The organism is Chryseobacterium oryctis, from assembly GCF_025971925.1.
Classification (GTDB): Bacteria; Bacteroidota; Bacteroidia; order Flavobacteriales; family Weeksellaceae; genus Chryseobacterium; species Chryseobacterium oryctis.
In genome coordinates this window covers 143,155-163,123 of the sequence record NZ_JAPDHV010000001.1, presented here as the reverse complement: position 1 = coordinate 163,123, position 19,969 = coordinate 143,155, and the positions used below count along the sequence as shown (strand labels likewise).

At 31.6% G+C, this 19,969-nt stretch carries 22 protein-coding genes; 10 read left to right on the top strand and 12 right to left on the bottom strand.

Annotation, left to right across the window (positions count from 1 at the left end):
• Window positions 1-6: 6 nt before the first annotated feature.
• Window positions 7-1,590: an anaerobic C4-dicarboxylate transporter gene (locus OH806_RS00820; protein ID WP_264741793.1), complete on the top strand. Its 1,584-nt coding sequence runs from the start codon at window positions 7-9 to the stop codon at window positions 1,588-1,590.
• Between the two features lie 91 nt (window positions 1,591-1,681).
• Here OH806_RS00820 and OH806_RS00815 read toward each other — a convergent pair whose 3' ends face one another.
• Together OH806_RS00815 and OH806_RS00810 are read right to left on the bottom strand one after the other, a co-directional pair.
• Entirely contained in the window at window positions 1,682-2,077 is a 396-nt protein-coding gene (locus OH806_RS00815; protein WP_264741792.1) for a DUF7674 family protein, read from the bottom strand.
• 317 nt (window positions 2,078-2,394) lie between these two features.
• Window positions 2,395-2,571 (bottom strand): bacteriocin-like protein, encoded by a 177-nt coding sequence (locus OH806_RS00810; protein ID WP_264741791.1) that lies wholly within the window; start codon window positions 2,569-2,571, stop codon window positions 2,395-2,397.
• Between the two features lie 80 nt (window positions 2,572-2,651).
• Here OH806_RS00810 and OH806_RS00805 point away from each other — a divergent pair, with 80 nt between their 5' ends.
• The 3 genes from OH806_RS00805 to OH806_RS00795 all read left to right on the top strand — a co-directional run bounded on the left by OH806_RS00805 (window position 2,652) and on the right by OH806_RS00795 (window position 5,833).
• Entirely contained in the window at window positions 2,652-3,665 is a 1,014-nt protein-coding gene (locus tag OH806_RS00805; protein ID WP_264741790.1) for a nucleoid-associated protein, read from the top strand.
• Between the two features lie 275 nt (window positions 3,666-3,940).
• Window positions 3,941-4,687 carry a hypothetical protein gene (locus tag OH806_RS00800; RefSeq protein WP_264741789.1) on the top strand — a complete coding sequence of 249 codons (747 nt, stop codon included), beginning with the start codon at window positions 3,941-3,943 and terminating at the stop codon, window positions 4,685-4,687.
• Window positions 4,688-4,906: 219 nt separating this feature from the next.
• Window positions 4,907-5,833: a malate dehydrogenase gene (locus OH806_RS00795; protein ID WP_264741788.1), complete on the top strand. Its 927-nt coding sequence runs from the start codon at window positions 4,907-4,909 to the stop codon at window positions 5,831-5,833.
• Window positions 5,834-5,904: 71 nt separating this feature from the next.
• Here OH806_RS00795 and OH806_RS00790 read toward each other — a convergent pair whose 3' ends face one another.
• Window positions 5,905-6,147, bottom strand: coding sequence for a bacteriocin-like protein (locus OH806_RS00790; RefSeq protein ID WP_264741787.1), 243 nt, complete (start codon window positions 6,145-6,147; stop codon window positions 5,905-5,907).
• A gap of 251 nt (window positions 6,148-6,398) precedes the next feature.
• On the opposite strand from OH806_RS00790, the gene pafA reads away from it, so the two are divergent.
• A complete protein-coding gene (pafA, locus tag OH806_RS00785; RefSeq protein WP_264741786.1) occupies window positions 6,399-8,045 on the top strand; it encodes an alkaline phosphatase PafA in 1,647 nt (548 codons plus the stop codon).
• Between the two features lie 121 nt (window positions 8,046-8,166).
• Here pafA and OH806_RS00780 read toward each other — a convergent pair whose 3' ends face one another.
• Window positions 8,167-9,297 (bottom strand): tetratricopeptide repeat protein, encoded by a 1,131-nt coding sequence (locus OH806_RS00780; protein WP_264741785.1) that lies wholly within the window; start codon window positions 9,295-9,297, stop codon window positions 8,167-8,169.
• Window positions 9,294-10,898 (bottom strand): helix-turn-helix domain-containing protein, encoded by a 1,605-nt coding sequence (locus tag OH806_RS00775; protein WP_264741784.1) that lies wholly within the window; start codon window positions 10,896-10,898, stop codon window positions 9,294-9,296. Before OH806_RS00775 ends, OH806_RS00780 begins: the two co-directional genes overlap by 4 nt.
• 231 nt (window positions 10,899-11,129) lie before the next feature.
• Between OH806_RS00775 and OH806_RS00770 the strand changes: the two genes are divergently transcribed.
• Both OH806_RS00770 and OH806_RS00765 read left to right on the top strand, forming a co-directional pair.
• The gene (locus OH806_RS00770; protein WP_264741783.1) at window positions 11,130-12,233 is read left to right on the top strand and encodes a T9SS type A sorting domain-containing protein; all 1,104 of its coding nucleotides are present in this window, start codon (window positions 11,130-11,132) and stop codon (window positions 12,231-12,233) included.
• 194 nt (window positions 12,234-12,427) lie between these two features.
• Window positions 12,428-13,741, top strand: coding sequence for a T9SS type A sorting domain-containing protein (locus tag OH806_RS00765; protein ID WP_264741782.1), 1,314 nt, complete (start codon window positions 12,428-12,430; stop codon window positions 13,739-13,741).
• An 86-nt stretch (window positions 13,742-13,827) separates the two neighbouring features.
• On the opposite strand, the gene OH806_RS00760 is transcribed toward OH806_RS00765, so the two are convergent.
• The 7 genes from OH806_RS00760 to OH806_RS00730 are packed head-to-tail and all read right to left on the bottom strand — an operon-like array spanning window position 13,828 to window position 17,758.
• Window positions 13,828-14,121 carry a barstar family protein gene (locus OH806_RS00760; protein WP_264741781.1) on the bottom strand — a complete coding sequence of 98 codons (294 nt, stop codon included), beginning with the start codon at window positions 14,119-14,121 and terminating at the stop codon, window positions 13,828-13,830.
• Entirely contained in the window at window positions 14,118-14,744 is a 627-nt protein-coding gene (locus tag OH806_RS00755) for a matrixin family metalloprotease (RefSeq protein ID WP_264741780.1), read from the bottom strand. The genes OH806_RS00760 and OH806_RS00755 overlap by 4 nt, the downstream gene beginning before the upstream one ends.
• A gap of 6 nt (window positions 14,745-14,750) precedes the next feature.
• The gene (locus tag OH806_RS00750; protein ID WP_264741779.1) at window positions 14,751-15,266 is read right to left on the bottom strand and encodes a ribonuclease domain-containing protein; all 516 of its coding nucleotides are present in this window, start codon (window positions 15,264-15,266) and stop codon (window positions 14,751-14,753) included.
• 28 nt (window positions 15,267-15,294) lie between these two features.
• Complete coding sequence (gene nadE / locus OH806_RS00745) at window positions 15,295-16,089, bottom strand: NAD(+) synthase (RefSeq protein WP_264741778.1); 795 nt, start codon at window positions 16,087-16,089, stop codon at window positions 15,295-15,297.
• Between the two features lie 26 nt (window positions 16,090-16,115).
• Window positions 16,116-16,664, bottom strand: coding sequence for a GNAT family N-acetyltransferase (locus OH806_RS00740; RefSeq protein WP_264741777.1), 549 nt, complete (start codon window positions 16,662-16,664; stop codon window positions 16,116-16,118).
• Entirely contained in the window at window positions 16,661-17,194 is a 534-nt protein-coding gene (locus OH806_RS00735) for a GNAT family N-acetyltransferase (protein WP_264741776.1), read from the bottom strand. The genes OH806_RS00740 and OH806_RS00735 overlap by 4 nt, the downstream gene beginning before the upstream one ends.
• Window positions 17,195-17,209: 15 nt before the next feature.
• On the bottom strand, window positions 17,210-17,758 hold the full coding sequence (locus OH806_RS00730; protein ID WP_264741775.1) for a leucine-rich repeat domain-containing protein: 549 nt from the start codon (window positions 17,756-17,758) through the stop codon (window positions 17,210-17,212).
• 143 nt (window positions 17,759-17,901) lie between these two features.
• On the opposite strand from OH806_RS00730, the gene gldB reads away from it, so the two are divergent.
• From gldB to OH806_RS00715, 3 genes are all read left to right on the top strand, one after another.
• Window positions 17,902-18,888, top strand: a complete 987-nt coding sequence (gene gldB, locus OH806_RS00725; protein WP_264741774.1) for a gliding motility lipoprotein GldB — start codon at window positions 17,902-17,904, stop codon at window positions 18,886-18,888.
• A gap of 38 nt (window positions 18,889-18,926) precedes the next feature.
• Window positions 18,927-19,253 (top strand): gliding motility protein GldC, encoded by a 327-nt coding sequence (gene gldC, locus OH806_RS00720; protein WP_264741773.1) that lies wholly within the window; start codon window positions 18,927-18,929, stop codon window positions 19,251-19,253.
• A gap of 179 nt (window positions 19,254-19,432) precedes the next feature.
• Window positions 19,433-19,957 carry a hypothetical protein gene (locus OH806_RS00715; protein ID WP_264741772.1) on the top strand — a complete coding sequence of 175 codons (525 nt, stop codon included), beginning with the start codon at window positions 19,433-19,435 and terminating at the stop codon, window positions 19,955-19,957.
• Window positions 19,958-19,969 lie beyond the last annotated feature (12 nt).

Sequence of the window (19,969 nt, the reverse complement as noted above, 5' to 3'; positions counted from 1 at the left end):
TTAATTATGAAATTTTCAATTTTAAGAAAAGCATTAATGGCTTTAGCTGTGCTATTGTGCACACTACAGTTGAACATGCTAAATGCTGCAGAACCGGTCATACCTTTGGCTACTACGTTAAAAGAAGAAATTAAAATTCCATCTCTTGATATCGAAAAAACTATTGTGGCTTCTGAAAATAAAGGCGATAATAAAGTGATTAGCCTAAATAAAATAAAACATGAAGAAGAAATGGGTGAAAAACCTCAAGATCCTAAGGCTTCGATGTTGTTTTGGACTCAATTGGCATTGCTTTTAGTCATTATTTATTTCGGAATTAAATACGGAGGTGTTGCTTTGGGAATGCTTGGTGGGCTTGGAGTAACATTATTAGTTTTTGTTTTTGGGGCAATTCCTGCTAAACCACCAATAGAAGTTATGCTGATTATTCTTGCTGTAGCAACTACTTCAGCAACTCTTGAGGCTACAGGCGCGTTGGGACTTATTGTAAAGTTTGCAGAAAAAATTCTTCGTAAAAATCCATCATTTGTTGTTTTTCTTGCTCCTATGAGTACTTTTTTTCTTACAATGCTTGTAGGAACAGGGCATGCCGTTTATCCTCTTTTGCCTGTAATTTATGATGTTTCTATCAAAAAGGGAATTCGCCCGGAAAGACCAATGGCTGTTGCCGCGATAGCCAGTCAGCTCGGAATTACGGCAAGTCCTATATCTGCCGCCGCCGCAGCACTGGTCGGTATGTTTGCTACAGCGGGATTGGGTGTCAGTTTAATAGATATTCTTAAAATTACAATTCCTTCTTGTTTTATTGGTCTTCTTCTTGCGTCTATTTGGAGTATTAAAAGAGGGAAAGATTTAGAAAATGATTCTGAATTTCAGGCTAAAATTGCAGATCCTGAACAAAGAAAATACATTTTTGGTGAGATGCAAAGCAATGAACTTGAAACTAACACTAAGTCTGGTAGGGCTTTAACATTTTTCTTATTAGGTATTTTAGCCATCGTTATACTTGCTGTTTTTCCTGAAAAACTTCTTCCTCTTGATGGTGAAGGCAAGCCGTTGAGAATGAGTGTTGTATTGCAGTTTGTGATGTTTGCTGTGGGAGCTATTATCTTATTCGTAACAAATATTTCTGCAAAAAAAATATCTGATACTAAAGTTTTCAACGCAGGAATGGTTGCTGTCATTATGATTTTTGGTATTGCCTGGATGAGCGAAAGTGTGATAGAAAATAATAAACCTTATATTCTGTATCTTATTAGTGATATAGTTCGTGAGCATCCCTGGACGTTTGCCATTGCGATGTTTTGTGTATCAGCATTCCTGAAAAGTCAGGCTGCGGTATTATTGGTGATGATACCGTTGGGAATTTCTCTAGGGATTCCTGTACATACTCTTATTGCTTGTATTCCTGCCTCTTATGCTTATTTCTTTTTTTGCTTTTATCCAAGTGATTTAGCTGCAATTAATTTTGATAGGTCAGGAACTACTCATGCAGGGACATACCTTGTTAATCATAGTATGATGATTCCTGGAATGATAGCCGTTTGGGCTGCTACAGGAATAGGCTTTTTACTGGTAAATTTTCTTTAACTTAAAATTAAATACTAAACTGAGTAGAATTTGTAGTGTAAAAGCAAAAACTCCTCAAGCAAAATGCTTGAGGAGTTTTTTATTTCAAGTTTTATTTACCAAAGAATAATTTATCTTTCTTCTGTTGTTCGTTATAAACGATTTGGAAACTTACAGGCATATATTGGTAAAGAAGTCTCCAATGCTGAATTTTAGCGTGTTTCTTGAAACTTTCAAATGATCTTATAAAAAGATTTTCTATGATACTTCTCACATAGCAATTTCCATTTCTGTAAATACAGTCCATTAGTTTAATATGATGGGCTATAATACTAATCTTAGATTCTTGTAAAAGATTTTTTAAATAGTCTATAATGGTTTGGATTACTCCTGCAAAATTATCCTGAATTGATAATTGTGTAATTTCTTTACGAAGTCGAGGATAGAAAAATTTTAAATACTCAATAGCCGTCTTTTGATTGATCGTTTGCATTTGTACACTCATCATAATTAATATTTTTCAGATACTTTTTTGGTGACTAAAACTATACCAAAAATACTAAATATTTTCATTATTTAGAATCGATATAAATAATATTTTTTCAAAATTTACATGATGTGTTTATAATCAGGAGGTTCAAAGAAATGTTAATTATAAAATATTAACATTTGTGTTGTTTCCTGTCATAGTAATAAAACGGACAAAAATTCTTGATATTATTTTATTCTGACTAAATGTTATATTTTGTAGATAATAACTAAAGGAAAGAGTAGTAAAGAAAATAATAAAACCCCGAGCAAAGACTCAGGGTTTTCTGTTTTATTTTAGTCAGGAATGCAAATGAAAATACTTCCTTGATATCCACATGAGCCTGTGCCATATCCACCAGCACTTACCCAGTCGCAAAAAGCACCTTCTTCTTTACCTGTACATTTGGTAATAAATCCATTGCCTTTAATTTCTTTTAAATCGTTTCTAGAGATTTTTTTGAGATTTTTCATTTTAAAATGTGATTTAATTTATTCCTACTCTTTAAGCTTTTCAGAATCCGCTGTATATTTGTAGCTAAATTTAATAAAAAATGTTTTCAAAAATCATAGTACACAGAGTAGGAAATAAAATAAACGGAGAATCTTTGATACTTTCTCAGGAAGAATTGCAGTTGGAAGAGGGAATGGCAGAGTTACTGGAAGATTATTTTTTAGGTTCATTCAAGTCAGAAGAGACATATCATTTTTATAGTGATACTTATCTGGTCAATAATCCGGTTTATAGTTCTGTGTCTGAAATTTTTGATGACAAAGCCAAATTTATTTGGGAATCCGAAAACATTGCAAAACACCTTTTTGAGGCTGCCGAAAATCCAAGAGTTCAAGGTGGAGAACTGTTTATTGTATATTTTGAAGATGAAAGAGAAAATGGAGAGAAAGTTGATAAAATAGGCATTTTTAAAACAGAAAAAAGAGAATCTTTCCTTAAAATTTTCCCTCAAAATGAAACCTTTGATATAGAAAAAGATCAAGGAATTGGCTTATCTAAAATCGATAAAGCAGCTTTGATTTATAATAACGATAAAGAGACTGGTTATGTCCTTTCTGTTGTAGACAACAACAAAAACGGAGACATGTATTACTGGTTTGAAGATTTTTTAAAGGTAAAACAGCGTGATGATGAATATTTTCATACGCAGGAAGCTTTGATGGTGTATAAAGATTATATCACGAAGCAATTGCCACAAGAATTTGAGGTTTCTAAGGCGGATCAGGCAGATTTTTTAAATAAATCAATTAATTTTTTCAAAGAAAAAGAAGAATTTAAATTAGATGATTTTACGAAAGAAGTTTTGGGAGATGAGCATGTAATTGAAAGTTTTGTAAACTTTAAAACAGATTACGAGCAGGATATGCAAATCAATATTGCAGAAGAGTTTCCTATTAACGAAACTGCTGTTAAAAAGACACAGAGACATTTCAAAAGTATTATCAAACTAGATAAAAACTTCCATATTTATATTCATGGTGACCGCCAAAAACTGGCTCAGGGTGAAGATGAAAACGGAAAATATTATATGTTGTATTTCGATAAAGAAGTTTAGGGAATTACTCATTATTGAAATAATTTTTACCTTTAAGACAATCAAAAATATGAAATATGAAATTTTGGTCTGTCTTTTGGGCACTTTACATGTTATTTTTCTGTATCCCATTTCCGATATTTATTTATCTTAAAACTTCAGGTTTGGGTTCAGAACCTAAAAGCTCAGAATTTCTGAGCTATATTTATTTGGGACTATCACTGCTAATCTGGTTATTTGTAGTTGGGTATTTAATAACGAAACTTATTTTTAAAGATTTTATCACAAAATACCGAATGGAAAAAATTTCAAAAAACGGTATTTTTCGTGATGCTGAAGTGGTTAAATATCAATTGCTTCATTTTAATTCTAAGACAAATTACAATTTTATAAAAATTTTATTGTCTTTCCATAATTATAGAAATGTATTGATTGAACATGAAATGTATTTTATTGATACTAAACCAAATGAAAAAAGATATGACGAAGGAAAGTCTGTTAAAATATTACTCAATCCTGATTTCAATCACCCTCCTTATTTCATATTGAAAGACCAAAAAGTATCATGGAATGTTAAAGCAATAATATTTAAAGTTTTAATGATAATTGCATTAATAGCTTATATATTGGGTCTCTATATATACTTCTATAACAAAGAATCATATGATTTCGGATGGCGTTTTTTAACTTTTATGCATCCTATTGTTTTTAGCGGAATTATGATGTTACTGTATATTCTGTTTGACATGATACTCATGCAAGGGTTACTTTTCAAAGTAAATAAAGATGAGAGAATACTTTTTGCAGGAAGAAATGCAGAAGCTGAGATTTTGAATGTAAGCCAAACCGGATTAACTATAAATGATCAACCACAAGTAATGTTTCAGTTGAAGTATTCAGATTATAGAGGGAAGGAACATATTGCTGTGTATAAAGAAATAATCAGCCTCTTAAATATTGTCTCAATACCCAAAGAAGGAAAAATCAATATTTTGTACGATGAAAAGAACCCGGATAAAATTATTATTCCTAAAATATTTTAGACCTAAACTATAATTAATTGCAAATATTGTCGGATTTTAGGTGTTAGAATTAAGATTTTTGAATGAAAATTCACCAATTAGTTCTTTTAAAAGTTGATAAATTTCATTAATTATAATTAAAATTCCTGAAAGATTGCTCAATTTTTCAGGAATTGTTAAATTTGGGCTGTTACAAATTTAGAATTGAACATAAAACAATAATTTAAAAAATAAATAAAAATGAAAGTAACTGTAGTAGGTGCGGGCGCTGTAGGTGCAAGTTGTGCAGAATACATCGCTATGAAAAACTTCTGTTCAGAAGTAGTTTTAGTAGACATTAAAGAAGGATTTGCTGAAGGTAAAGCAATGGATTTGATGCAAACAGCATCTTTAAACGGATTCGATACAAAAATTACCGGAACAACAGGAGATTATAGCAAAACTGCAGGTTCTCATGTAGCTGTTATTACTTCAGGTATTCCTAGAAAACCAGGGATGACGAGAGAAGAGCTAATCGGTATCAATGCAGGAATTGTAAAAGATGTTACTGAAAACCTGGTAAAACATTCTCCTGATGTAATTATCATCGTTGTTTCTAACCCAATGGATACAATGGCTTATTTAGTACACAAAACTTCAGGTCTTCCGAAAAATAAAATTATCGGAATGGGTGGTGCACTAGATTCAGCAAGATTCAAATACAGATTAGCAGAAGCTTTAGAAGCTCCGATTTCTGATGTTGATGGAATGGTAATCGCAGCTCACAGTGATACAGGTATGCTTCCTTTATTGAGTAAAGCTACAAGAAACGGAGTTCCTGTAACTGAATTCTTAGATGAAGAAAAACAAAAATATGTAATTGAAGAAACTAAAGTAGGGGGAGCTACTCTTACGAAATTATTAGGAACTTCAGCTTGGTATGCTCCGGGGGCAGCAGTTTCTGTAATGGTTCAGGCAATTGCTTGTGATCAGAAAAAAATGATTCCTTGTTCTTTAATGCTTGACGGAGAATACGGAGAAAGCGATATCTGCTTAGGTGTTCCTGCAATAATTGGAGCAAATGGAGTAGAAAAAATCGTAAATGTAACTCTTACTGAAGAAGAAAAAGCAAAATTTGCTGAAGCAGCAAAAGCTGTAAGAGAAGTAAATGGAGATTTGAAATTCTAATTTTAGATTTATATAATCATAAAACCTCGTTCTTTAGAGCGAGGTTTTTGTTTTTGAAAGGAAAAGTTACATTAGTAAACACATCCACAACCTGTTTCCCAAGGTTGGCAAAGTCTTTGCGGTTCATTGCATCCGCCTCCGCCAGAACCACCTCCACTGGTTACTCTATAGCAAATTCCGTTACTACAGTAAGTAGAAGCACTACTTGGAAATGTTGGAGGACACACTCCGCTTTCATCACAAAATGCATACGCTGTATCACCTCCACTAATGTTCACAAGCTCTTTTCTTGTAAGTTTTTTTAGATTTTTCATTTGATTAATATTTTGATTTGCATCAACCAATTTAGAAAAAATATTCTAATTTAAATTTAGATACTTTAAATCTTTTTGTTATTGTTTGAGATTAGTTGATGCTTTTAGGTATTTGTTTGTTAATGGATGAAGCTAGTCAATAAAAATATTTGAAATAATTATAATAGCTGAAAGTGCATCAAATTTGAATAAAACTTCATATTCCAAAACCTTCAAAAAGTGTAAATTTGCATCAAATAAAAATTTACTGGATGCTTAGGAAAATTTCGATTGCGGCAGCTACTTTTCTTTCCGTAATTACAATCAATGCTCAGAAAAACAAGAACTCTCAGGTGGAAAGACCAAAACTGGTTGTGGGTTTGGTGGTAGACCAGATGAGATGGGATTATTTGTATCGTTTTTATAATAAATATGGAAATGATGGTTTCAAAAGATTGTTGAATACAGGATATTCTCTGAATAATGTTCATATTAATTATGTTCCTACCGTGACAGCAATAGGTCATACTTCTATTTATACCGGCTCGGTTCCGGCGATTCACGGAATTGCAGGGAATGATTGGACAGATAAGGTAACAGGTAAAAATGTATACTGCACAACTGATGAAAGCGTTCAGCCTGTCGGAACAACAAACGTTAAAACAGGAAGCCATTCTCCAAAAAATCTTTGGTCAACAACAGTAACTGATGAGTTGAGATTAGCAACAAATTTTCAGGGAAAAGTAATTGGAGTTTCTTTAAAAGACAGAGCATCTATTCTTCCTGCAGGTCATACTCCAACTGGAGCTTTCTGGTTTGATGATTCTTCAGGAAACTTTATTACAAGTACTTGGTATATGAATGATTTACCTCAATGGGTAAAATCTTTTAATTCTCAGAATTTGCCTGATAAATTGGTTGCTAACGGATGGAATACACTTCTTCCAATTAATCAATATACAGAAAGTTCACCAGATAATTCGCCTTGGGAAGGCCTCTTAGGAAGTGCAAAAACACCTACTTTTCCATATAATAATTTAGCTAAGGATTATCAGGAAAAAAAGGATAACATTCGTTATACTCCTTTTGGAAATACATTGACTTTGAAAATGGCTGAAGCTTCTGTAGAAGGAGAAAAGTTAGGAAGTGATGATATTACAGACTTTTTAGCAGTTAATTTGGCTTCTACAGATTATGCTGGGCACAAATTTGGTCCAAATTCTATTGAAGTAGAAGATGTTTATTTAAGATTAGACCAGGATTTAGCTCAATTTTTCAATTATTTAGATTCAAAAATCGGAAAAGGGCAGTATACTGTTTTTCTTTCTGCGGATCATGGAGGAGCACATTCTGTAGGTTTTTTACAGGAACATAAAATTACAACAGGATTCTTCGGAGAAGGGATGGAACAAAATATCAATCAAAAATTAAAAGAAAAGTTTGGGGTTGATAAACTGATTAATGCAATTGACAATTATCAGATTTATTTTGATAGAAAATTGATGAAGGAAAATAAACTTGAATTGGATGATGTAAGAGAATTTGCTATTCATGAGGTGGAAAATGATCCTACGGTTTTATATGCTGTTTCTACAGATAAAGTTCAGGAATCAACAATTCCTGAACCAATTAAACAAAGAATTATCAACGGAATCAATAGACAGAGAAGTGGTGATATTCAATTGATTTCTCACGACTCAATGCTTCCTCCTTATGCAAAGAAAGGAACGACACACAGTGTTTGGAATTCTTATGACTCACATATTCCGTTATTATTTATGGGTTGGGGAATACAACATGGGGAAAGTAATAAACCTTATAATATGACAGACATTGCACCAACTGTGTCTGCATTACTGAAAATCCAGTTTCCAAGTGGAAATGTCGGAAACCCGATTACTGAAGTAATAGGTAAATAATTTTAAAATTACCCGATATAAAGAATCCCTGATACAAAATCAGGGATTTTTATTTTATAATATTTTTTAATGATTTCAGATTTATAAATCTAAAATTGATAAAAAATAAATTTAAAATACATTAAGAACGAAGCATTTGCTGAATTTCTTTTTGATATTTATTATTTTGTTTCTTGGTTTTTAATATAAAATATAAAAGAAAGATGATAATGATAGAACCCAAACAAATGACAAAAAACTTGAGCCAATAATAATGGGTTTTAATCTTTTCACTTTTCTTCAAAGTTTCACTATTGTGGTTGTTAATGTCATGATTGATGGATTTTAGCTCATTTTGACCTCTTTTGAAGCGCATTTCAAAAAACTTTCTATTGTATTTTTGATATAAATCTTGTTTGCCCATTGCCAAATAATTGTCAGCCATTTCTTTATAAATACCTTCATTTAAAATAAGGTCTTTAGTCTCTCTACATAGATTTTCCGCTTTTATTAAAAGGTTTAAAGCAGCTTGGTTTTCTCGATTTTGCTTATAAAGTTCAGACATCCCTTTTAGAGCAAATGCTTCTAAACTTTTTGCATTATTCTTTTTGGCATAGTCTATAGATTGTACAAAAGCTTCGTGGGCTTTATCAGTTTGGTTGAGGTAAAGATAGCAATAGCCAATATTATAATATACGACACTTATATTGGCATAAGTATCTTTTTTAGAACCTGCTTTTTCAAAGCTTTCAATAGATTTTAAAAACTTTTTAAGAGCAATTTCAGAATTAGACTGGCTTTTATATATCATTCCACGAATGGCATAGCCTCGTGCTGTTTCAATGTGTTTTTCAGGAATACTATCCGGAAGTTTGGCTAAATATATATCAGCTTCTTCTAATGTCTCAAAACTTTTACTAAAAAGTTCCATTTGTTGATATTGAATTGCAACGGTAGTTAGAACCCTTACTTGGGTTTTGGGATTATTAGATTTTTGAGCTAATTCTTTTGCTTTCAAAATATATTGTAATGATTCATCAAAATTTCTTTTCGCAATGTTTGCAGTTGAAAGAAGCATATATATTTGAATTGTCTGATCAACATTTTTATTTTTTTTCAATAAATTATTGGCAATTGCAATTGAATTGTCCGGATTATTATAGATTTCTGAACGGGCTTTTTTTAATATTGTATCAAACGGGATTTCTTGTGCAGTAACAGTCATTCCATATATTAAAAAAGCAAATACTAAGGCTTTAAAAATTATTCTCATGATACTCTGTTTTTACTGATTTCTTGAATATAAGCATTAGGAGACATGCCTGTAATAGATTTGAAGATAGTTGTGAATGCACTGTGAGAAGAAAATCCTGAAAATTCAGCTAAATAGCTCACTTTGTAATTCAAAAAGGTAGGGTTTGTTTTTAATAAATGAGCAATATGATTAATTCTCAGTTCATTAATATATCCGTTGAAATTTTTTCCTTTATTAGAATTAATTACCTCAGAAAGATATTTTGTATTAACCCCCATGTGTACAGAAAGCGTGGAAAGCGACATACTTTTACTTAAATAAGCATGAGAGAGTTCCCATTCTTCAAGCTTTTGAAGAATTTCATCTTCTTTTTCTTTTGAAATTTTATTTGTATCTCTCTCAGTAAGAATTACTTCTTGGTGTTCTAATTCTTTTTGAGTACTTTCCAGATGGGTGCTTTCCCATTTTTTTTGCTTTACAAAGAACTCTGACTGCTTTTTCAAATCCCTACTTTTGCTATTAAGTGACAAAAAATAAATCAATAGAATAATAGCAGCTAGAGAAAAAAATGTAGTTATAATCCAAAAATTCTTTAATTCATTTTGTTGTTGAAATTCAAGACTTTTGTTGTGGTAGTTTTCAACTAGCTTTACGATGTATCGAATACCTTCTTTAGTGTTTGTGTCTATTTTTACATTGGTTTCAGTGTAAAGTTTGTTGTATTCATGATATTTTTCATCATTATGTAATGCAAAATAATTTTTTGCTAATAACTCATATATTCTGGCTTTTAATGTGTTATAAGGTAGATTTTGAAGATTTGAAAGAGCAGTATCTGAATTTTTGATAGACAGAGTGTAGTTCCCTTGCAGAAAATAGTATCGTGCTAAATTTTCGTAAACAAAAGATTTGAGATAATAATAATGTTTCCCGTTTTGCTCTATAAGTAATAAGGTACCCTCAAGAAGATTTTTTGCTTCTTCCATCTTGTTTTGACGCATAAGATAAACAGAACTGAAAATCCTGTTCTCAATTTTAAGAATAAAATTCTCTTCATTATTATAGTTAAGATAAGAATCACTTTTATTTAGATTTTCTAGGGCTAAATTATATTTTTTGATTCCTAGGTTTAAGGCTTGTAATTGATACAGCTTTCCAACTGTGGCTTTTATTTTTAAATCGTCGCTATTTAATAATTTTTTGTCTGTAAGAAGGGTTGAGATGATTTTTTGAGACTGGTTATAAAGATCTAAATTCTGATATTGATCTGCAAGACTGTAGTTTGCAAATACTTGCATGAAGTAAGATAGCTTTTCTTTTTCAGAAGATTCATCATTCTGGCTAGAGATATTTACAGCCTGTACATAATCTCCTTTCATGGCATAAGCCTGAGAAATAATGTTTCGTAATACAATCCGATGCTCAATGTTTTGGTCACTGATCAGAATGCTTAACGAGTAATTGATACAATCATCAGGATTTTGATATAATTTCTGAAAAGCTTTATCAGCTAAAATATTAAAATCGGGGCTTGATTGTCCATTAACAAATATTGAGAAAAGTAAAAAAATATAAATTTTTATACTTTTTTTCAATATTTCAGTGAAATCTTTATCCAATGTAATTTTTTTTTATGTAATTGATTTTTAGTTGTTTTTAAACTTTAAACTTTAAAATTTCATGAATTATGAAAGCTTAATTCTTTTCAATGGGTAAATATAATATTAATATTGTAATCATTAATTCAAAATGTTAATGATATAGTAATTTTTGAATTTACTTTTTTAGAATAATTTTATAAAATGTCTTTTTTAAAGTTATCTGGAAAATAACAATTAATGTTATTATTTATGAAGAAGAACTACTTTCGTTTTTTTAAGCTTTTAGCTTTTTTTCCTATATTAATTGGTGCACAGGTCAACTTTCCTTACACTGAAAATTTTGGAGGAAGTACAACTCAGAGTCAATGGGACTATTCCAATCCTTCAACTATTGTTGTTGAGAATACCTCAGTAAACTCGCCCAATGGAGGTACTGGCGGAAGTTTAATGTATAATTTTTATAACAGTGCAGGTTTGTCTACCTATAATGTTAAATCCCCAGTTTTTAATAACTCTACTAATGGGCAGGTTGGTGTTTCGTTTCAATTCGCAGCGGCTAACCGATATACAATGCCTGTTGCACTTCAGACTGTTTTTGCAGATGATCATATTTTATTAGAATATTCAACTGATGGAGGTCAAACGTATACATTAGCTCATGATTATGAAATCGGAAAATCGGGAGAGTTAAATACAGGGGGTATAACTTCATCAATTTTTACTCCAAATGCGACTCAGTGGGTTACGAAAAATATACTGCTTCCCGCAGGAACGAATAGAGTAAATTTTAAAGGAATAAAAAACAATGTGAATCAAGCAGGGAATTTTGCTTATTTAGATCATGTAATTTTTGAAATATGTGACGGAAGCACACCTGCTCCTACAGGGAACTCTTCTCAGGTTTTTTGTTCATCACAAACTCTGACCGATTTAATTGTCTCGGGATCTAATATAAAATGGTATACAGATGCAACGGGGGGAACTTTACTTCCTGCTAACACTGTGTTGGTTAGTGGTACTACCTATTATGCCTCTCAAGTGGTTGGAGCGTGTGAAAGTACTACTCGTCTGGCTGTTACAGTAAATTCTTCAGGATGTTTAGCTGTAAACGAAGTAGGAAACAGCAAAGATTTTAGTTTTTATCCAAATCCTGTAGAAGATGTATTGCATATTAATTCTAAAATTAATGTAGTAAAACTAAATGTATATGCTGTTGATGGTAAATTAGTACTTTCTGAGCAAGGTAAAGGAATAAGTTCAATGAGAATGAATAAGTTGATCCGTGGAAATTATTTTGTAGAATTTACTTTTGAAAACGGAAAGACATATCAAACAAAAATTATTAAAAAATAAATTTTAAATATCTCGTATTTGGCTAAATAAAGTAAGTGAGAGAAGGTTTCATGAATTTTATAAAGCATTGTAAATTAATGTTTTGTTTATATATGTTTTATAGAATTCATGAATTATGAAAGTTGATTTCTTTTCAATGAGTAGATGTAATATTAATATTGCTCCCATAATCAGGAAACATTAAATCTAAACATATGAGAAATATTTACAAACTATCAATTAAAATTGCTACAGCTCTTTTCTTGTTTAATTTTTTACAAATTGAAGCTCAATTAACAGTAATGGCAGTTGGTGCCTATACACCAGGAGGTGTTTCTAATAATGGAATTGTAAGTCTTAGTACAAGTGGAGGGGTATTTAAATGGGATGCTGTAAATGGTTTAGTACAGATTGGTACGGTTGCAAATGGCTATCCATTGGCTGGAAATGCTCCTATTTCTGTTGATGGGACTAAAATTGCATCTACAATAACTAATACAGCAACAGGTTTTAACGAAATTTCTACTTATGATATTGCAACTTCAACCTGGACGAATAGAGGAGGGCTTGTTCCTACAGGTTGGGATGGAAGTGTAAGCTCTACTTGGGGAATGACTCCCGATGGAAATACAATTGTTGGTTTGGGATGGCTTACAGGAGCTATGGCACACGCTGTAAAATGGGATGCAACCAATGGAGTAGTAGATTTGGGTAGTATTGTGCCTGAAAGAAGTTCAAGAGCAAATGCGGTAAATGATGACGGAACAGTAGTTGTAGGGTGGCAAGATCAAGCAGATGGAGCGCGAAGAGGTGCAAAATGGGTAAATGGTGTAGAAAGTTTCATTACAGATAATAGTGGTAATAATGTTGGTGAAGCAGGAGGTGTTTCATCAGATGGAAATACAATAATTGGTTCCGCAATTCCGAACCCTTATGTTTGGAATAATACAACGGGACTTATATACATAACACATCCAAATTCCTCAGCCTTCTTCAGAGGTGCAGCAACAGCAATTTCCGCTGATGGTGGAACCGTATTAGGTTATTTCAGGTCTTTTCCTGGACCAGCGGCGGCTGGAGAAGGTTTTATATGGACTGCAGCAGGTGGAAGAGTTAATTTAAATGATTATGCTACAAGCTTAGGGATTAATACTCAGGGTATCATAATGGCTCTTCCGTTAGCAATATCTAAAGATGGTAAAAAAATTGTAGGTGTTGGAAGGGATTCATCTTTTCAGGTAGTAGCTTTTTATCTTGATATTACTTCTTATCTATCTACAAATGAGGGAGTAAAACATAATGAAGATAAAATATCTATTTATCCGAATCCTGCAAAAGATGTTATTAATATAAAAGGAGCAAATAAAATTGATAAAGCACAGCTATACAATATGGTCGGTCAAAAAGTAAGAACCTATGATTCTGTTGGGAACCAGATTGATGTTTCTTCATTATCAAAAGGAACTTACGTATTGGAGTTTTTCGTGAAAGGGGAAGTTTCACAAAGTTTAAAATTCATAAAACAGTAAAAATTTAAAAACAAACAAAAATTAGTAGACAGACCAAAAGACTCGCAGAATTTCTGCGAGTCTTTGTTTTTATTATTTTATTGAAACTATTCATTTTCATCATCTTCATACTGTTCAAGATAATAGGTAAAAGAGAAATCTTCCACTTCATCTTCGGCATCTTCCAGAGTAGTTAGTAAATCCTCAAAAATTTCTAACTGGTCTACACTCATGTTTACAAATTCAATGTGCAAAGGCATTTCCAATTCACCGCTGATAACATCAGACAGTGCATCCAAATTATCCCCGAAATAATCGGGAAGTGTGATTTTTTCCTTTAGCTGAGCATAGAAATCTTCGTAATCTCCAATCTCAGTAAAATCTATATATATTGTTTTCATATTGAACTAAATTTCCAATTTTTAGTTATTAAAATCGATTTACATTTTTTGCAGAAATCTTTTTCTTCATCTGTTGGGTTTTTTCCTTCCGCATCTCTCATGAAACACATTTTTTCAGGACAATGTTTCAAGCCTTGTGTGTGACCCAGCTCATGAATGGCAACTTTGAAAAACTGTTCGTTAGTTTTTTGCTTATTCAATCTGAAAGCTGAAGCTACACATGCTTTTCCTGGTCTGTATCCTAATCCCATTACTCCAAAATCACTTATATTTCCTTTAGAAACACTTATATCTTTTGAAGTCAATCCTATCGTTACAAAACCATTTTGAGTTTTTTCACTTAAAAATTTAATAATTGAATCCGCTCTGTATCTGTTTCTGGGTTTGTAATAAGCATTTTCAGGAAAATCTATTGGGTTGAGGATTTTGACGTGAGGATAAACCTTTTTTATTTCTTTTGTTACAAAATTAACTCTTTCTGAATTCAAATCCTTAAAAGGCTGAACTAATATTGTAATAGCTTTTCCTTCCTCGGTTTTCTGTTGCTTTTCGGAACAGAAAAAGAGAACGAATAATAGAATAATATATAAATAATTAATTTTAAACATTTTAGTCATTGCCATGACAATTTATTGTTTATCAAAACTTCTGTAATGATTTTTAGTAAGATAAACATCTCCGTTTTTTGTAAAAACAATTCTGTCTGCGTTTCTGTTTCCACAATTATAATTTACATCAGCTTCAAAGTATTTTTCGTCTTTAGGCAGTTTTCCTTCTCTGTTACTGAATTTATCACCACCAATTGCGCGACCGGGCAAAACTTCGCATAAGTTTCCTTTTGAAGGATTCCAGCCTTGCCTTTTAGCTTCATTTTTTGTGATATAATAATCAGGTAGTTTATGATTTTGTTTTACGAAATCAATAACTCGTTTTTCTTCGGTTAGATCGTCAATTGATTGGTTTGATGAATAATTTTGTGATGCAGATTTATCATTTCTGCTTTCATTCGATGAATTGTATTCTGCTTTTGAAGATTTTGTATTGTTTTTTCTCTCAATTGTAAAATTATTATAAACATACATCACAGACATCCCGAAAAGAAGGCCTAAACATGCAAAAAATAAGGGTCTCAATTTACTGTTCATAATTTTGAAAATGTTATTTCCGCTGAAACTATCCTTCTCTCCATTCTTCTGGAATATCACAAACCGGGATTGGGTTTATTTTATGTTGAGCCGCTTTATTCATTCTTTCGAAGATAAGGAAAACTTCTTTGTCTCTTCCTTGATAGTCGTCAACAGTTTTTGTACCATATTCTTTCTGAATTTTTTCCAGTTCAGGGTAAGTTGCACCAATTTGGTCTTCATCGGTTCTTTCTGCATCCCAAAGTCCATCTGTAGGAATAGCATTTTGAATACTTTCAATAAGATTCAGGGCTTTTGCTAATTTATAAACTTCAGTTTTGTAAAGATCTGCAATTGGAGATACATCTACACCTCCATCACCATATTTTGTATAAAAACCGATTCCAAAATCTTCTACTTTATTTCCTGTTCCACAGACCAAAAGACCATTAAGCTGACCAAAGTAATATAACGTCAACATTCTGAAACGGGATCTGGTATTGGCAAGAGCTAGATTATTGCTCCATCTTCCTTCAACGTGATCTTCCACGGTATCTTCAAAACTCTCAAAAACCGGAGTTAAATTTATTGTTTTTGCTTGTACATTCGGAAATCTTCTTTTTAAATCTGCAATATGTTCTTGGGCGCGGTTTACCTGATCTTCTTTTTGGCGAATTGGCATTTCTAATAATAAAAGATCAAGTCCGGTCATAGCGCAAAGTGTAGAAACCACTCCTGAGTCTACACCTCCTGAAACCCCAATTACATATCCTTTTACATTAGCTTTTATTGCATAATCTTTTAGCCAGTTTACAATATGGTCTATTACTTTTTGTGTTTGCATTATTTATTTGTGGTATTTTTTATTTTTTACTCTATTTCAAACTCTTTAGGATATTTTACGACTCCTTTCACACTTGTTAGTCCATTTTCTTTTAATTCAAGAGCCATTCCATTCTCTTCGGGAACTTCAAATGGAAAGCTGATTCCAAAATTACTTGCTTTTTTGTAGCCAAATTTCGGGTAATATTTTTCATGACCGATTAAAACAACAGATTGATAACCCATTTCCTCTGCAATGACATGACCGAAAGCGATAAGATGTCCGCCAATTCCTTGATTTTGATATTCTGGTTTTACCGAAACAGGAGCTAAAGCCAATGATACAAAAGATTCTGAGTTATTTTCTATAGTAATCTCTGTAAATAAAATATGTCCCACAAGTTCTGTTTTACTTGTATCATCATCAGTATAGTCTGCAACAATTGATAATTCAGGAATAAAGGAAGATGATTTTCTTAATCTTTCAACTAAAAAATGTTCCTGATGGTCACTTTCCTTTACTGTTTTAAAGGCTTCTTCGATAATTTTAATAACCTTTTCTTGGTCTTTTTCTTCTTCCTGTCTTAGTGTTATCATTTTTTAGAAAAGTATTTTTCACGTTTTAGTTCATACCAGAAGCAAACTCCATCGGGTTCTATAAATTCACTTGTTTTCTCAAAGCCAAGTTTGGTTAAAATATGATTAGAAGCTATATTTTCAGAATGTGCATGAGCATAAATTATTTCGGTTTTCAAATCATTAAAAGCATAATGTAAAGAAGCTTTTGCAGATTCAGAAGCATAACCTTTTCCCCATGTTTCAGGTAAAAAGCGGTAACCTAAATCATAAACATTCTTGTACCCATTGATTTCTTGGGTTAAGAATTTCAAACCACTCCATCCGACTAATAAACCGGTAGACTTTTCAATTACAGCAAGTCTTCCCACCCCGTTTGCTTCATATTGATCCTGAATCATTTTAATAACATTTTTAGATTCATCAATGTCAGTTAACGGAGGCATCCCGATATATTTCATGACTTCAGGGTTAGAATCTAGCAAGAACATGCGCTCTGCATCATCTTCCTGAAGTTTTCGAAGAATAAGTCGTTCGGTTTCTATTTGCATTTTTTCTAGGTTAAATTATTGTTCAGTTCCAAAAATAGTAGGATTGCTTTTTGTTCCTTTTTTTATGTCGGTTTCTTTCATTTTATTTCCTCCTACATTCAAGGTTTGCAAGTCCGGATTTCCTGTAATGTCTAATTTTTGAAGCTGGTTATGCTCAACGTTCAGTTTTCTCAAATTTTTAAGTGAGCTTACGTCAATTGTTTTTAATTTATTTAAAGATATGGTTAATTGGTCAATTCTTGGAGTTAGTTTTACCGAAAAGTTTTCAATACTATTATTATCAAGATATAGAGAAGCTAGACTTTTGAGGTTTTCTGCCTTGAAAGTTGAAATTTTACATCCTGTACAAGAAAATAAAGCAAGATTTTTCAAATCTTTTACTGTTGCAAGGGGAATTGTATTGTCATCCAGAACAATCATTTTTGCGTTTGTGAAAAGATTCAGATCGTCTGTAGAAGTGATGTTCTTTTGAACTAAAAAAAGGTTTGAAATCATTTCGGCTTCAAACTTTTCAAGAGAACCGTTTTTGTTCAAATCAAAATTTTCTAAGACTGCTTTTTCCATGTTTTTGTCCTTGAATTCCAGTTTCTGAGCATGGTAAAAAGTATATGTTAAGAAGATAAACAATACAGTAAATATTTTTTTATTCATCATGATGTTTGTATTTATAATCCGTATTTTTGTGATTCAAAATTTTTGTAAAAATAATGAAGATTTTCAGAACAATTGCACTTTCTCTTGTTTTCATATTGGGTTTGAATTCTTGTAAAAAAGAAAGTCAGAATCAATGGAAGGTAGAGGTGAAGAATCCGGCAGAAAAAGTTGAAATTACTGATATTTCAAAAGAATTTTATGATTCAAATGTTTCTTTGGAGCAATTCAAAGCAAAATTTCCTTGGTTCCAGGGTACTGTTTCTGATGAAGATTTCGGAAGAAGAAGGATAGATGAAGGTGAGGTAAAGCTTTACAAAGAAGCTATTGCTAAAATCGACCTGCAAAAATTGCAAAAAGAGCTTCAGGAATTATTTTCGCATATAAAATATTATTTTCCGCAATTCAAAAGCCCGAAAGTTTATTTGTTTTCTTCGTATTTGCAGATGGTTCAGGATCCAATACTCTATGATCCGAATGAAAACGTTTTATTCATAGATGTTTCAGGGTTTATGGGGGAAAATAATACAAACTATAAAGGTCTGGAAATGTATTTTCAAAAATCAATGAATCCACAGAATATAGTACCTAAAGTTTCGCAGATTTTTGCAGAAAATGCAGTTCCCGATTCACCGGATCATCAAAAATTTATAGATCAGTTGATTCTTAATGGTAAAATAATGATACTTCAGGATGCATTTTTGCCCAATTTCCCGGATTATTTGAAAATAAATTATACCCAAAAACAATATGACTGGGCTGTTGCGAACGAAGCTAATATCTGGAATTATTTTGTAGAAAATAATTTGATTTTTGGTGATGATCACAGATTAGTAGACCGTTTTATTTCTCCTGGTCCTTTTTCAAAGTTTTATACAGAAATTGATAATGAATCTTCTCCTCAAATTGGAATTTTTACAGGGTGGCAGATTTGCAGAAAATATTTTGTGGAAAAATCTGATACTAAATTGGTTGATTTCCTGAAAATGGATGCTACTACGATTTTTAATCAATCAGCTTACAAACCAAAATTAGAAAACTAAAGACTAAATTTTAAAATTATTAGAAATAGATAGAAAGTATGAGAAAAACTCAGATAACGATAGATGTAGAGCTTGATGAAAACCATATTCCTGAAACCCTAACTTGGAATGCTCAGGATGGTGGAGTTGAAAAAGAAGACACAAAAGCAGTAATGATTTCGGTTTGGGATGAAAAAGCAATGGAAGCTTTAAGAATTGATCTTTGGACAAAAGAAATGCCTGTTGATCAAATGAAAATGTTTATTCACCAAATAATAATATCTCTTGGAAATACTTATCAAAGAGCAACAGGAGAGGAAGACGTAGCGCAATGGATGGAGCAGATGGCGGAAGAATTTGCTATTAAATCTGCTATAAAAATGTAAAAATGTTTTCTATTGATGATTTTGAAAAATTAGAGAAAAAGAAAAGTAGGATTAATCTTTTTACTTTCATTATTTCATTTTTCATCAGTGTAATATTATTTGTATTATTAAATCTAGTACGGTACAAAATTTTAATTTTTGTTTTCTTAATTTTAATATATTTATTTCTTAGTTATCTGGTGACGAGAAACTTAAATCGGAGATTTGAAAAAAAGCATTCGGATATTGTTAGTTATATTTTCTATAGAGAATTTTACAAACAAAAGAAATATGATATTAAAAGGAACTTTACACCTTCTGAAATTGTAAATTTTATACAAAACTTAGATTGTAAAAGCTATGCAGAAGCAAATAATATTTCTACAGAATATTATTATGTTCAAAATAATGAGTATCCGATTTTAAAATTTGAAGAAAATTATTTTCAACATTACACCCGAAAAATTTCGTGGAAAGATTTATTTTGGAAATATTCTTTTATAATGAATGATGAGGTTTATGAATTTCTTACTACTAATTATACAAATAATAATAAAGAAATTGAAGAAGAAATCATAACTGATAAAATATCAGCAAAGTCATTTCATATATTTCTTTTATTCATTTTGTATGATTTGAAGTATGGGCAGAAACTTTCACTTTCAAGAGGATATTATACAAAAAAGAAATGTTTTAAATTTTTAGGAATTAAAATTTGGGATTGATTCCCTTAATAA